This window comes from Stenotrophomonas sp. 17(2023) (assembly GCF_030345315.1).
Classification (GTDB): Bacteria; Pseudomonadota; Gammaproteobacteria; order Xanthomonadales; family Xanthomonadaceae; genus Stenotrophomonas; species Stenotrophomonas acidaminiphila.
Window position 1 is genome coordinate 995,109 of the sequence record NZ_CP128405.1, and the last position, 14,235, is coordinate 1,009,343.

A 14,235-nucleotide genomic window follows, 5' to 3' on the forward strand; every position below is an offset into this window, starting at 1 on the left:
CACTACACTATCCCACGGCCATCGCTTCCGATGGCGCCTTTTGAACCACTACTCCATCTGGAGCGATATCCAATGAGCACCATCGAAGAACGCGTCAAGAAAATCGTCGTCGAACAGCTTGGCGTCAAGGAAGAGGAAGTCACCAACAGCGCATCGTTCGTCGATGACCTGGGCGCTGACTCGCTGGACACCGTCGAACTGGTGATGGCGCTGGAAGAAGAGTTCGAGTGCGAGATCCCGGACGAAGAAGCCGAGAAGATCAGCACCGTGCAGGCCGCCATCGATTACATCAAGGCCCACGTCAAGGCCTGATGACCGGCGGCTGATGCGCGGCGGCAGTTCCGCACGCCGCGCACGGCAAGCCCATGGGGCCGCGACAGCGGCCCCATCCCATTCGGGCGCCGGCCGCGCAGCGGCCCCGTCCGGTTGGTGTGGAAGCCGCGCCAGCGGCAGGTCCACGCAGTCCGTAATCCGGCCGTGAACGGCCATGTGCATCCGCGTCCCCCGCGTCATACCCGCATCGAGCACCGGGTCAGGAGAAACCGCAATGAAGCGTCGTGTCGTCGTTACCGGCCTGGGCATGGTCTCGCCCCTGGGCAATGATCTGGCCAGCAGCTGGCAGGGCATCATCGAAGGCCGTTCCGGCATCGGTCCGCTGACCCATATCGCCGACGCCTACCTGGAACGCTTCACCACCAAGATCGCAGGTGAGGTCAAGGATTTCGACATCACCGCCGACAACGAACAGTTCGGCAAATACCGGGTCAGTGGCAAGGATGCCAAGAAGATGGACCCGTTCATCCATTACGGCCTCGGTGCCTCGTTCATGGCCCTGCACGATTCGGGCCTGGAGATCACCGAAGCCAACGCCGAGCGGGTCGGTGCCATCGTCGGCGCCGGCATCGGCGGCCTGCTGGGCATCGAGGAACAGACCATCGAGTTCCACGAGGGCAGGAAGATCTCGCCCTTCTACGTGCCCAAGACCATCATCAACATGCTGCCGGGGCAGCTGAGCATCATCGCCGGCCTGAAGGGGCCGTCGTTCTCGGCGGTTTCGGCCTGCGCCACGTCCAATCATTCCATCGGCACCGCCATGCGCATGATCCAGTACGGCGACGCGGACGTGATGGTGGTCGGCGGCGCCGAGCGCGGCTCCTCGCCGACCGCCGTGGGCGGCTTCTGCGCGATGAAGGCCATGTCCACCCGCAACGACGACCCGACCCGCGCCTCGCGGCCGTGGGACAAGGACCGCGACGGCTTCGTGCTGGGCGACGGCGCCGGCATCCTGATCCTCGAGGAATACGAGCACGCCAAGGCGCGCGGCGCGAAGATCTACTGCGAGCTGGCCGGTTTCGGCGCCAGCTCCGACGCGTACCACATGACCGCACCGAGCGAGAACGGCGAAGGCGCCGCGCGCTGCATGGTCGCGGCGATGAAGGACGCCGGCGTCACCCCGGAGCAGGTCGGTTACCTCAACGCGCACGGCACCTCGACGCCGCTGGGCGACGTGGGCGAGACCATGGCGATGAAGACCGCCTTCGGCGACCACGCCTACCGGATGATGGTCAGCTCCACCAAGTCGATGACCGGCCACCTGCTCGGCGCCGCCGGCGGCGTGGAAGCCATCTTCTCGGTGCTGGCGCTGCGCGACAACGTGATCCCGCCGACCATCAACCTGGACCAGCCGGGCGAAGGCTGCGACCTGGACTACGTGCCCAACGTCGCGCGCCAGGCCAAGGTCGACGTGGTGATGTCCAACGGCTTCGGCTTCGGCGGCACCAACGGCACGCTGGTGTTCAAGCGCGTCTGATCCAGCGGCTGTACCCTCTCCCCGCCGGGAGAGGGGCGGCACGCGGGCGCACGGGGTCATGGCCGCGTCCACCCGCCCCGCAGGGAATCCTCTCCCGTCGGCGGAAGGCACCGCCCTCCTGATCTCCGGGCCATCGATGCATCTTTTCCCCCTGCACGCCGACACCGACCTGCTGGCGCTGCATCGGCTCGCCCCGCAGCGCTACCCGCTGCTGCTCGAATCCACCGCCGCCGGCCGCCAGGGGCGCTGGGACCTGCTGCTGGTCGCCGATGGCGGCCAACTGCGGCTTGATGCCGATGGCACGGTGCGGCGCGAAGACGGTACGCCGGTCGAAGGCGGCTTCCTGGACGCACTGGACCGCGACTGGCAGGCGCTGCGCACCGCGCGCGACCCGGCTGCCGCGGGGGTTCCGTTCCGCGGTGGCTGGGCGCTGCTGCTCGATTACGAGCTGGCCGGGCAGGTCGAGCCGGTGCTGCGCCTGCCGCAGCGCAGCGACGGACTGCCCCCGGCGCTGGCCCTGCGCTGCCCGGCGGCGGTGCTGCGCGACCGCGACAGCGGGCGCTGCATGGCGCTGGCCGAGGACGGCCGCGACGCCGTGTTCGAGCAGCTGCGGCAGGACCTGCACGCGGCGCGGCAACTACCGGACCTGCCGGCCTGGCAGCCGCCGCTGGCGCTGGACGAGGACGCCGACGCGCAGTTCATCGACGGTGTCCGCCGGGTGATCGACTACCTGCATGCCGGCGATGTGTTCCAGGTCAATCTCTCGCGCCGCTGGCAGGCGCGCTTCGCGCGACCGCTGGCGCCGGCGGCGCTGTACGCGCGCCTGCGCCAGGCCAATCCGGCGCCATTCGCCGGGCTGTTCGATGCGGCCGGGCGCGCGGTGGTCAGTTCTTCGCCGGAGCGGCTGGTGTCGGTCGAAGGCGACGTGGTGCAGACCCGGCCGATCGCCGGCACCCGCCCGCGCTTCGACGGCGACGACGATGCCGCGCGCATCCGCGAACTGGTCGGCCACCCCAAGGAGCGCGCCGAGCACGTGATGCTGATCGACCTGGAGCGCAACGACCTGGGCCGCATCGCGGCGCCGGGCAGCGTCGAGGTGGACGAGCTGATGACGGTCGAAAGCTACGCCCACGTGCACCACATCGTCAGCAACGTGCGCGCGCGGCTGCGCCCCGAGGTGACCCCGGGGCAGGTGATCGCCGCAACCTTCCCTGGCGGCACCATCACCGGCTGCCCCAAGGTGCGCTGCATGGAAATCATCGCCGAGCTGGAGCAGACCGCGCGGGGCGCCTACACCGGCGCGTTCGGCTGGCTCAACCGCGATGGCGACATGGACCTGAACATCCTGATCCGCACCGCCGAGGTGCAGGGCGATACCGTGTGTTTCCGCACCGGCGCCGGCATCGTGGTCGATTCCGACCCGTCGCGCGAACTGGACGAGACCCGCGCCAAGGCCCGCGGCCTGCTGCGCGCGCTGTAGCGCCGCGGCCGTCGCCATGGCGGTCAGCCTGCCGGGCCATCAACGCCGGCAGCCGCGCCGGGCGATTGCTTGGCGGCCGTGACGCGGCGCGCGGTATCCTGCGCGGCAGGATCGGACTTTGAGGTAATCCATGGGGCTTGGCAAACGCGGCTGTCTGCTGACGGTGCTGTTGCTGCTGCTGACGCTGGCCGGCATCGTCGTCGGCATCGGCGGCTGGTTCTACTACCGGCAGGTGCAGTTCGCCGAGGTGCGGCTCACGCCGAGCCAGGACAGCGTGGTGGTCGCCCGCGGCGACGGACTCAATGCCGTGCTCGGCAAGCTGCGCCAGGCCGGCATCGGCGAAGGCCGCGATTACCAGTGGCAACTGCTGGCACGCCAGCTCGACGCCGCCGGCAAGCTCAAGGTGGGCGAGTACGCGCTGGATGACGCGATCACCCCGCGCGAACTGCTGCTGCGCATGCGCCAGGGCAAGGTGCTGCAGCACCGCGTGACCATCGTCGAGGGCTGGAACATCCGCCAGCTGCGCGCCGCGCTGCGGCGGGCCGAGCCGCTGCTGCACGAAACCGATGCGCTGGACGATGCCGAGCTGATGCGCCGCCTGGGTTTCCCCGACCAGCATCCGGAAGGCCGTTTCCTGCCGGAAACCTATGTCTACCAGCGCGGCGACAGCGACCTGGACGTGCTCGGGCGCGCCCATGCGGCGATGGAAAAGGAACTGGCCGCGGCCTGGGCCGCGCGCAGCGACGACCTGCCGCTGGCTTCGCCCTACGAACTGTTGATCCTGGCCTCGATCGTGGAGAAGGAAACCGGCCTGGCCGCCGAGCGGCCGCAGATCGCCGGGGTGTTCGCGCGCCGCCTGAAAATGGGCATGCGCCTGCAGACCGACCCGACCGTGATCTACGGCATCGGCAGCGCCTACGACGGCAACATCCGCAAGGTCCACCTGACCACCGACACGCCGTACAACACCTATACCCGGGCCGGCCTGCCGCCCACGCCGATCGCCATGCCCGGCAAGGATGCGCTGGCCGCGGCTGCGCGCCCGGCGCCGGGCGACGCGCTGTACTTCGTGGCGGTCGGCGACGGCAGCGGTGCGCACGTGTTCTCGGCGACCTACGCCGAACACAACGCGGCCGTGGCGCGCTACCTGCGCCAGCTGCGCGGGAACCGCGCGGCGGAGGCGCAGCAGTGAGCGACGTTTTCGCCCCCTGGCAGCAGCGCGCCCATGACCAGACCGTGGCGGCGCTGGATGCCGGCCGCCTCGGCCATGGCCTGCTGCTGTGCGGGCCGGCCGGCATGGGCAAGCGCGCGGTGGCGATGGCGCTGGCCCGCCACGTGCTGGATACCGGCATGGATGCGGCCGGGCGCACGCGCAACGCGCAGCTGATCGCCGCCGGCACCCACCCGGACCTGCAGGTGGTGTCATTCATCCCCAACAAGACCGGCGACAAGCTGCGTACCGAGATCGTGATCGAACAGGTGCGCGAGATCTCGCAGAAGCTGGCGCTGACGCCGCAGTACGGCGCGGCCCAGGTGGTGATCGTCGACCCGGCCGATGCGATCAACCGTGCCGCCTGCAACGCGCTGCTCAAGACGCTGGAGGAACCCGCGCCGGGCCGCTACCTGTGGCTGGTCAGCGCCGACCCGGCGCGATTGCCGCAGACCATCCGCAGCCGTTGCCAGCGGCTGGAGTTCCGGCTGCCGGCGCGCGAGGAGGCGCTGGCCTGGCTGCAGCGCCAGGGACATGCCGAAGGCGCCGCGCGCGAAGCGCTCGACGCCGCACGCGGCCATCCCGGGCTGGCCGACCGCTGGCTGCAGGGCGAGGGCATGGCGCTGCGCCGGCAGGTGGCCGAGGAACTGGACAGGCTCGCCGGCGGACGCGTCGGCGCGGTGGAGCTGGCCCAGCGCTGGAGCGGCGACGAGCATGCCGACCTGCGCCTGCGGCATGCCGCCGACCTGGCCCTGCGCCGGGCCACCGACGGCTTGACCGATCCGGGCCGATTGCACAAGCTGGCCGCCTGGTTCGATGCCGCCAACCGCACCCGCGACCTGCTGCGCACCACGGTGCGCGCCGATCTGGCGATGGTGGAGCTGCTGCTGGGCTGGGCTGCGGCCAACCCGCCGCCATCCAAAGGAAACAATCGATGAGTGCGACGAACGCGCGCCAGGGCATTCTTTCCCTGGCGGTCAAGGACAAGGCCGCGCTGTACAGCGCCTACATGCCGTTCGTGAAGAACGGCGGCGTGTTCGTGCCCACGCCCAAGCGCTATTTCGTGGGCGACGAAGTGTTCGTGCTGCTGACCCTGCCCGATTCCAGCGAGCGCCTGCCGGTGGCCGGCAAGGTGGTCTGGGTCACGCCGCTGGGCGCGCAGGGCAACCGCCAGGCCGGGATCGGCGTGCAGTTGGCCGACGGTGCCGATGGCGAGGCCATCCGCGGCCGCATCGAGACCCTGCTGGCCGGCACCGCCGGTTCGGACAAGCCGACCCACACCATGTAGGCGGCGTGGGCGCCTCCGGCTCCCCAAAGGGCGCAGGATGCGCGTGCAGGCGGGCCCCTTGGCGGGCCCGTCGCGGTGCCGGACCGGGCCCGCAAAAAAGTTGCATCGATCCGTTGACGTCTTCGCGATTCCCCCTATAATGAGCGGCTCGCAACACGGGCGGTTAGCTCAGCGGTAGAGCATTGCCTTCACACGGCAAGGGTCGCAGGTTCGAACCCTGCACCGCCCACCAAGACACCGTTGCAACGCATGAAGACCGGCCCCAGGCCGGTCTTTTGCGTTTTGCCTCCTGCGGTCTGGACCGCCCGCCGTCCGGTACGCGCCGCGGGTTGCGCGATGCGACCGGTTGCCGTCACTGCGCCGCGTAGGGGCCGGACACCGCCTTGACCCGCATCCGCTCGTCGCCGTCATCGAGCACGAATACGCGGTAGCTGTCGCCGCCCGGGGCGGTGCGGATCACCACGTGGCCCTGGGTGCTGCGCGCCTGCCGCTCGATGCCGTAGGTGGTGCGCGCGGTGGCCTCGGATACGTGGGTGACGAAGATGTCGCGCTCGCCGGGCCACAGTGCCTTCGAGGTGAGCCGGTGCCAGGTGTTCACCGCCGGGTGGCCTTCGGCGCGCGCGGTCACCACGATCACGCGTGGCCGCAGCGCCGCCAGGAACGCGGCGCTGTTGGCATCCCAGCTGCCGTGGTGGTTGGCCTTCATCGCATCGACCGGGCCGGCGGCTTCGGCCACCGGCCGTTCCACCTGTTGCCAGGCGCCGTCGCCATCGGGCAGGGCGACGCGCTCGTCGCTGAGGTCGCCGCCGCTGAAGTAATCGAACCTGCCATAGCGGATGACGAAGGCGTTGCTGAGGATGTTCTCGATCGGCTGCTGGTCCTTGCCCAGGGTGTGCAGCGGCGGGAACAGTTCGCGCGTGCCGTTGCCCTTGCCGGTCCAGACCTGGCCGTTGCCGTACAGGTTGCGGATCTCGAAGCCCGGGTAGTTGCCGGCCGCATGCAGCAGGGCGATCTGGTCGTTGCGGCCCGGTGCGAAGCGCTCCACCTTCAGGCCACGGTGCCGGATCTGCCAGTCGAGGAACCGGCGGTAGTTGTCGACCGTGGCGTTGCGGATCGGCGTGGGGAAATCGTAATGCGGCCAGCCGCGGTCCAGGATCGTGGCGATCGGCACGGACTCCATGACCTGGGTGATGCCGCTGAGCCGGTAGGCGCCGTTGGCGGCGAGCGGGGAGTCGGCGGTGATCGCGCCCATGTGGTCGCCATGGAAATGCGAGAGCAGCGCGTAGTCGATGCCGCCATGGCCGGGCGGCATCACCCGCTGTACGTAGCGCGCGACCCATTCGCCCGGCGGGCGCGAGGCATCGGGGCGGCTCGGCAACGAGAACGGCGCAGCCTCCAGCGTCTTGCCGCTGGCGTCTTCCAGCAGGGTGGTGCCGTCGGGAAGGATGAAGAACAGGGCGTCGCCGCGCCCGGTGTTGATGTGGTGGATGTCCAGTTCGCCTTCGCGCCAGGACGGCAGCGGCTGGCCGATTTCCGGCGGCTGTGCGAAGGCGCTGGTGGCCAGCACCGGCAAGGCGAGGAGCAGGAGGCGTGTGTTCATGGGCTCGTGGGGTGCATCGCGGCCGATCGGCAGCCGCGGGAATGCCGATGTGGACATGGACGTGGAAATGCCGGCGTGGCCGTCATGCTCGGTGCAGCTTCGGCACGTGCGGTTCGACGATGAAGCTGGCCCGGGTGGAAAGCCGCCCTCCCTTGCGCTGGACCTGGTCCATCACCTTGATGTCGGTGCGCCATTGCGTGGCGCTGATCTCGTGGAGGTGGTAACCGCGCAGGTTGTCGATCAGCTTCAGGAACGGGTTGTCGGCCTGGCCGAAGCGGCGCACGCTCGGCGAATCGACCGCGCCGTCGCCATTGGACGAGATCGAGGTGGCGAGGAACTCGGTCGCCACCGCGGGGCCGTCGCGTTCGTCGTCGCGCAGCGGCACTTCGGCCACGGCATTCATGTGCGCATCGCCGGTGGCGATGACCACGTTGCCGAGTCTGCGGTCGTGGATGCCCTGGACCAGGCGTCGCCGCGAATCCGGGAAGCCATCCCACTTGTCCTCATACGCGCCGTGCAGGCGGCCGTCGGGGTCGCGCCCCTGCAGCGGCATCACCCATACCTGCTGCGCGATGAGGTTCCAGCGGCTGCCGCCGCCCAGGCCTGCATGCAGCCAGGCTTCCTGTTCCGCGCCGAGGATGCTCGAGTCCTGGCCCTGCTCGAAGCGGCATTTGGCCAGCGCCCTGGGGTTGGGGCAGATCTGGTTGCCGCGGTGGCTGCGCGTGTCCAGCACGTGCATGCGCAGCAGGTTGCCGTAATCCAGGCGCCGGAAATAGCGGGTGCCGCCGTCCGCGCGCGGCAGCTGGGCGCGGCGCACCGGCGAGTTCTCGTACCAGGCCTGCATCGCGTGCAGCCTGCGCAGTGCGAACAGTTCCGGCGGGGTGCGGTCCTGGTCCCAGATGCCGTTCCAGTCGTTGTCCACCTCGTGGTCGTCGAACGAGCAGATGAAGGCAACGGCGGCATGCGCGGCCTGCAGGTCGGCGTCGCTCTTGTACTGCGCGTAGCGGCGCCGGTAGTCGTCCAGCGTGTACAGCTCGTCGCCATGGTGCAGGCGCTCGACCGGGTTGCCGGCCGCGTCGTGGATCGCGTACCCGGCCTTGCGCGATGCCGCCTCGCTGCCTTCGTAGATGTAGTCGCCGTAATGGAACAGCGCGTCGAGGTCGTGCTCCCCGCTGAGATGGCGGTAGGCATCGAACCAGCCATGGAAGTAGGCCTGGCAACCAGCCACGGCGATGCGCAGGCGTTCCGGGACATCGCCGGCGCGCGGCGCGGTGCGCGCGGTGCCGGTCGTGCTGGCATCGCTGCCGTCGACCATGAAGCGGTACCAGTACGGCCGCGCGGGCTGCAGCCCGGCCACTTCCACGTGCACGCTGTGGCCGAGTTCGGGCCGTGCCAGGTACTCGCCGCTCTGTACGACGCGCGCGAAGTGCGCGTCCTCGGCCACCTGCCACTTCACCGGTACCGCGACCATCGGCATGCCGCCGTGCTCGTGCAGCGGCCTGGGCGCGAGTCGGGTCCAGATGACGAAACCATCGGGCCACGGGTCGCCCGAGGCGACGCCGAGGGTGAAGGGGTAGCCGTCGAGCTTCGGCGCGGCGTGTACGCCGCGTGCCGGGGCAAGCCCGGCGAACAGGGCCAGCGAGCTGGCACCGAGCAGGAACCTGCGGCGGCTCAGTTCGGGAAACGTGCGCATGGTCATCCTCGATATGCAGGAGGCGGCGCACCCTGCGGTGCGCGCGCCGGATGGATGTGGACGGCCTGCTCAGAAGCGGGCGCGGATGCCGATCGATGCCTTCTGGCCGCTGTAGATGTCGATCTGGCTGTGATGCCCGGCGCTGCCGGGCCAGATCTCGTCGTTCGGATACCAGGTGCCGCGGTGGCGCCTGAGCAGGTTGTTCACCGAGAAATACGCCTCCAGCCCCATGACGTTGTCGCGGGTCTTGCGGATGACGGTGTAGCTGCCCGACAGGTTGACTTCGGCATAGGGAATGAACGGCTGCGACTGGGTGATGGTCCCGCCCGGCGTGGTGATGTTGCCGGTCTGGCCGCGGTCTTTCTCGTTGGAATAGACGCTGTTGAGGCTCAGCCGCACCCGGCCGTGCTTCCAGCCCACGCCGAACTGGGCGACCTGCGAGGCCACCCGCGGCAGCGGCTCGGACGGGTTGGCGTACATGTACGCGCCACGCACGGTCAGGCCGCGCAGGACGCCGGGCAGGTAGTCCATGGCATGGTTGAATTCCAGCTGCCAGGCATCGACGCTGATGGCCTGGTCGGACTGATTGGCCGACGTGCTGAAGATCGCGTCGGCATACAGGTCGCCGGTGTAGCCGAATTCCTGGGCCGACAGGTTGCGGGCGACGATGCCGTTGCTGATGCGGTTGTGGTAGTAGTTCAGCGCGACCAGCCCGACCGGTTCCCAGTACTTCACCGCGCGCAGCGCGAAGTTGTCCGAATACTCGGGCTTCAGGCTGGTGTTCGGCGCCGTCACCACGGTCCCGTCCTCGGTCTCGGCCACCGACCACACGCCGGCGATCATGCCCACGTCGGGCCGCTGGATGGCGCGGTTGTAGCCGGCGATCAGGTCCAGGCCATTGTCGAAGGAGTACTTCAGCGAGACGCTGGGGAAAAAGTCGTCGTAGCGGCTGCGGCGTTCGATCCGGTCGCGGGTGAGGTACTGGTACTTCAGCCCGTCGATGGTGGTGGCGCGGCCGCTGGCGGGATCGACCGCATGGCCTGCGGCCGCCAGCTCCTGCGCGCTGAGCGGATCGAACTCGTAGCCGGTGTTGCGGGTCTGTTCCCAGCGCACGCCGAACTGGCCCTTCAGGCGCTGGCTGAAGTCGGCCGTCGCCATGAGGTAGGCCGAACCGATCTGCTCGTCCAGGCGGCGTGAGTTGGCGACATGGGCGTCGTACCAGTTCGCCGCGGTCAGCGTGTTGGTCCACTGCTCGGGGTTGGCCTGCATCATCTGGTACAGCCGGGTCAGGCTGGGCATGTACAGGCTGCCGCCATTCAAGGTGGTGACGGTCATGCCGCCGCGGCCGAAGGTGAACGCGTTGTCGCTGCGGATGTACTCGAGCAGTTCGGCCTTGCCCATCGGCCCGGTGTAGACCCACTTGTGCGCGGCCGAGGTGTTCTCGTAGGCGTAGCGGGTGGTGGACAGCTTCAGGCCGGTCTTCCAGGTCACCGGCACGCGGCCGATGTCCTGGTAGATGCTCAGGTCCAGGCTGCCGCCGGTGTTGCGTGCCTCGGCGGTCTTGCCGCTGCGGGTGGTGACCGTCGCCGGGCCGCTGAAGGTATAGCTCGACGGCAGACTCCAGTCCGGGCCGCTGGTCTGGACGATGTTCCAGTCCTGCTCGTACTGGCTGCTGCGCGATGCGCTGAAGTTGCCGGTCGAGGTGACCGGGTTGAAGGTCTGCACCTGGCCCTTGCGGGTCGAATCGTACTGGCTGTCGGAGTTGGAGTAGAACAGGTTGCCGGCCAGCCGGAACTTCTCGGTGCTCCACTCGAAGCTGGGGATCACGTTGCGGCTGTGGCCGAACTTGTAGTTGTAGGTGCTGGCCGTGCTCAGGGTGGTGGCGGTGGCGGCCGAGCGGGTGACGAAATCCAGCACCGGGTCGCCCTGCACGCCGCGCGAGCGGGCGTTGGTGGTGAACGTGGGTGCGGGCTGCGCGGCCTCGATGTCGCCGCGGCTGGCCGACGCCATCAGCGACAGGATCAACTGGTCGGTGGCCTTGAAGTCCACGCCCAGCGACGCGGCCCGGCGGTTGTACTCGCGTTCGTAGTTGGTGCCGACGATCGAAGTGACCGCGTAAGGTTCGGGGCTGGCCGCGGTGGGAACGTAATTGCGGTTGGCGGTGGTCTGCACGTGCTCGACCAGGCTGGTGCTGTTGCTGATGCCCGCGGCCACGCCGAGGCGTCCATCGAGGAATACATCGGCGTAGCTGGCCTTGAAGCCGGGCAGGAACTTCTGGTCGTAGCCGCCTTCGCGCGGGCCGCTGCGGTATCCGTCCCACAGCGCCGAATGGGTGGCGCCGTTGACGTCGACGGTGATGCGCCGGCCCTTGCCGTCGAAGGCCTTGCGGGTGCGGATGTCGATGGTGCCGGCCGGGGCGTTGGCGTCCATGTCGGCGCCGCTGGTGGTGTAGACGGTGATCGAATCGACGCCGGTCAGGGCCGACTGCTCGAAGCTGAAGGTACGCGAGGCCGCGGCGCCGTCGTTGGCATCGACGCCAGCCAGCTTGACGCCGTTGATGGTCACTCCGGTGTACTGCTGCGGCAGGCCGTGCAGCGAGATGTTGCGCGGCACGTCGTCGGCGGTGACGTCGAAATCCACGCCCGGCATGTTCTTCAGGAATTCACCCGGGTTGCCGTCGATGATCTCGCCGTAGCTGTCGGCCGACAGCGTGTTGGTGATGTTCATCGACGCGCGCTGTTCCATGATCGCGCGTGCATCGCCTTCGCGTGCGCCCACCACCTGCAGCGTGTCCAGGGTGGTGTCCGCGCCACGCCCGGCAAGCGTGCTGTAGAGCTCGATGTCCACCCGTTGGCGGCCATCGCCGTCCAGCCGCACGGTCTTCTCGGCGTCGCCGAAGCCGGCATAGCTGACGCTGATCGTGACCTCGCCGGCCGGTACCTCGGCCAGGGCGAATTCGCCGCGCTCGCCGGAGTACACGGTGCGGCTGCCGGCGGCGGTGGCGATGCGCACCGCAGCATTGCGCAGGAAGCCACCGGTGGCCGGGTCGAACACGCTGCCGGTGATGTAGCCGGTGCCCTGCGCCGGCATGCCACCGGCGGCCTGCTTCCTGCGCAGGGTGATGATGCTGCCGTCGTCCGAGCCGATCTCGAGCCCGGTGCCCTGCAGCAGTTTGCGCAGCGCGTCGCGGGCATCCATCTCGCCACGGATGGCCGGCGTGCTGACATCCTGCAGCGAACCGGCGGGCGCCACGATCTGCACGCCGGCCTGGCTGGCGAACTCGGGAATCGCGTGCGCTGCCGGCTGCGCCGGTACGTTGAAGTTGCGTTGCTGCGCCATCGCCTGCGATGCGGAGGCCAGTGCGAATACCACGGCGCTGGCCAGTAGGAGCTTCTTCGGTTGGATCATCTCGCTGCTCTTGGTGTGGGGGTGCCCGACGGGGTCCCTCCATAGAGCTGCGGCACCGGGTGCTTCCTCCATCTGTCACGAAAAATTCATGTGCGTGGACGGCGTGCCGCGCCGACGTGGTTCAGTGCTGCCGGCTGACGACGACCACGCCGTCGCCCTGGCTTGCATGGGCGCCGAACACCGCGGCCGCGGCACGCGCGAATCCGACCGGGTTGCTGGCGGCGAACAGGCCGGTGATGGGTTCGCTGGCCAGCTCCGGGTCGGCGATGACGATCCGGATGTCGCTGTAGCGGGAGAAGCTGCGCGCCGCGTGCGCGAGCGACTCGCCGCGAAAGGCGATCTTGCCGTCGCGCCATGCCAGTTCCTGCTGCAGGTCGGTGGCGGACAGTGGGGTGGGCGCGACCCTGCCGCGCCCGGATGGTATCGACAGGCGCATGTTGGCGCCGATGCCGGCGCCGCCCGCGTTGCCGTCCACGGCATCGAGCCTGCCGTTCTGCACCACGATCTGCGCGGGCTGGCCGTCGAGCCGGCGCACTGCGAACGCGGCGGCGTTCGCGTCGAAGCGGCGGCCATCGACTTCCACCCGTAATGGCGTGGCATTGGTCGCGGCCTCGAAGAACACTTCGCCGCGCACCACCTGTACCCGCAGGTGGCCATCGTCCTGGTGGATGCGCACCCGGCTCTGGGTGTTGAGCGTGAGCGTCGAGCCGTCGACCAGCGGCACCCGGCGCATTTCGCCCTTGGCGGTGGCGTAGGCGGTGGGCACGGGAACGCTGATGAACAGCAGCGCCGCCAGCATCAACGAGGCCGCTGCCGCACCGGACCAGCGCAGCAGCGTGCGCCGGCGGGCGCTGCCGTGGCGGGCGCGTGGCGCGGTCTGCACGGTGGCGTTGGCTCGCTCCGGCAGCCGTGTCGGTGGCAGCGCATTGCCGGCCGCGGCGGCCTTCAGCCACAGTGCCTGCGCCCGCACCAACGCACCGCGGCGGCGGATGTCGGCGGCCAGCCAGTGGCGCAGCCGTGCCTGATCGGCGGCGCACAGCGGTGCCCGATCCATCCGTGCCACCCAGGCCGCGGCGGCCCGTGCGATCTCACTGCTGCTTTCGCGTCCGTCCATGGGTCGATCTCGTTTCCGTTTGCAGCGTGGAGGGGGAGGGCGTGCGGGCCAGGCTGGCGGTGATCCATTCGCCCAGCCAGCGGATGCCACGCGAGATGTGCTTTTCAACCGTGCTTTCGGACAGCCGCATGCGCCTGGCGATTTCCCGCTGCGGCAGGTCGTGCACGCGGCGCAGCACGAACGCCTCGCGGGTCTGCTCGGGCATGGCGGCGATGGCCTGCGCCAGCTGCCGCAGCTCATCGCGGTCGATGGCGCTTTCTTCCGGGGTCGCGGCGGCGTCGGCGAACTCGACGTGGCCGAAATCCTCCATCGCCTGGATCGGCACGATCCGCGCGCGGCGCAGGTTGCGTATCACCAGCGACTGCGCGACCTGGAACAGATAGGCACGCGGATTGAGGATGTCGTCCAGGCGCGTGCGCTCGGCCAGCAGGGCGTAGCTTTCCTGGATGATGTCGTCCACGTCGAAGCCGGCGCCGTGCCGGCGCCCGAGCCAGGCACGCAGCGCCGGTTCGTGCGGCAGGATGTGGCGTACGAACCAGCGCGTCCTTCCGCTGTCGTCGAGCAGGGCATCCGTTGCCCCCGTCTCTTCAATTGAAAGCGACACGCGATCTTCCCCGGCACCGTCCCCCGGC

11 protein-coding genes and 1 tRNA gene are annotated in these 14,235 nt (G+C 69.3%); 7 read left to right on the forward strand and 5 right to left on the reverse strand.

Features of this window, described 5'->3' with window-relative positions; translation table 11 throughout:
* Positions 1-72 precede the first annotated feature (72 nt).
* The 7 genes from acpP to QQA12_RS04480 all read left to right on the forward strand — a co-directional run bounded on the left by acpP (position 73) and on the right by QQA12_RS04480 (position 6,020).
* Positions 73-312, forward strand: coding sequence for an acyl carrier protein (gene acpP / locus QQA12_RS04450; protein ID WP_005415509.1), 240 nt, complete (start codon positions 73-75; stop codon positions 310-312).
* Between the two features lie 235 nt (positions 313-547).
* Complete coding sequence (gene fabF / locus QQA12_RS04455; protein WP_226050212.1) at positions 548-1,810, forward strand: beta-ketoacyl-ACP synthase II; 1,263 nt, start codon at positions 548-550, stop codon at positions 1,808-1,810.
* Positions 1,811-1,946: 136 nt separating this feature from the next.
* Positions 1,947-3,290 (forward strand): aminodeoxychorismate synthase component I, encoded by a 1,344-nt coding sequence (locus tag QQA12_RS04460; RefSeq protein WP_226050211.1) that lies wholly within the window; start codon positions 1,947-1,949, stop codon positions 3,288-3,290.
* Positions 3,291-3,420: 130 nt separating this feature from the next.
* Entirely contained in the window at positions 3,421-4,482 is a 1,062-nt protein-coding gene (gene mltG, locus QQA12_RS04465) for an endolytic transglycosylase MltG (RefSeq protein ID WP_056931878.1), read from the forward strand.
* Positions 4,479-5,438 carry a DNA polymerase III subunit delta' gene (locus tag QQA12_RS04470; protein ID WP_226050210.1) on the forward strand — a complete coding sequence of 320 codons (960 nt, stop codon included), beginning with the start codon at positions 4,479-4,481 and terminating at the stop codon, positions 5,436-5,438. The genes mltG and QQA12_RS04470 overlap by 4 nt, the downstream gene beginning before the upstream one ends.
* Positions 5,435-5,788 (forward strand): PilZ domain-containing protein, encoded by a 354-nt coding sequence (locus tag QQA12_RS04475; RefSeq protein WP_054663692.1) that lies wholly within the window; start codon positions 5,435-5,437, stop codon positions 5,786-5,788. The genes QQA12_RS04470 and QQA12_RS04475 overlap by 4 nt, the downstream gene beginning before the upstream one ends.
* A 157-nt stretch (positions 5,789-5,945) precedes the next feature.
* Positions 5,946-6,020: transfer RNA gene (locus QQA12_RS04480), tRNA-Val, on the forward strand.
* 120 nt (positions 6,021-6,140) lie between these two features.
* On the opposite strand, the gene QQA12_RS04485 is transcribed toward QQA12_RS04480, so the two are convergent.
* From QQA12_RS04485 to QQA12_RS04505, 5 genes are all read right to left on the reverse strand, one after another.
* The gene (locus QQA12_RS04485) at positions 6,141-7,388 is read right to left on the reverse strand and encodes a hypothetical protein (protein WP_226050209.1); all 1,248 of its coding nucleotides are present in this window, start codon (positions 7,386-7,388) and stop codon (positions 6,141-6,143) included.
* A gap of 82 nt (positions 7,389-7,470) precedes the next feature.
* A complete protein-coding gene (locus QQA12_RS04490; RefSeq protein WP_226050208.1) occupies positions 7,471-9,081 on the reverse strand; it encodes an alkaline phosphatase D family protein in 1,611 nt (536 codons plus the stop codon).
* A 69-nt stretch (positions 9,082-9,150) separates the two neighbouring features.
* Positions 9,151-12,489: a TonB-dependent receptor gene (locus QQA12_RS04495; RefSeq protein ID WP_226050207.1), complete on the reverse strand. Its 3,339-nt coding sequence runs from the start codon at positions 12,487-12,489 to the stop codon at positions 9,151-9,153.
* A 121-nt stretch (positions 12,490-12,610) separates the two neighbouring features.
* Positions 12,611-13,603: a FecR domain-containing protein gene (locus QQA12_RS04500; protein WP_226050206.1), complete on the reverse strand. Its 993-nt coding sequence runs from the start codon at positions 13,601-13,603 to the stop codon at positions 12,611-12,613.
* Positions 13,578-14,207, reverse strand: a complete 630-nt coding sequence (locus tag QQA12_RS04505) for an RNA polymerase sigma factor (RefSeq protein WP_226050205.1) — start codon at positions 14,205-14,207, stop codon at positions 13,578-13,580. Before QQA12_RS04505 ends, QQA12_RS04500 begins: the two co-directional genes overlap by 26 nt.
* Positions 14,208-14,235: the final 28 nt, after the last annotated feature.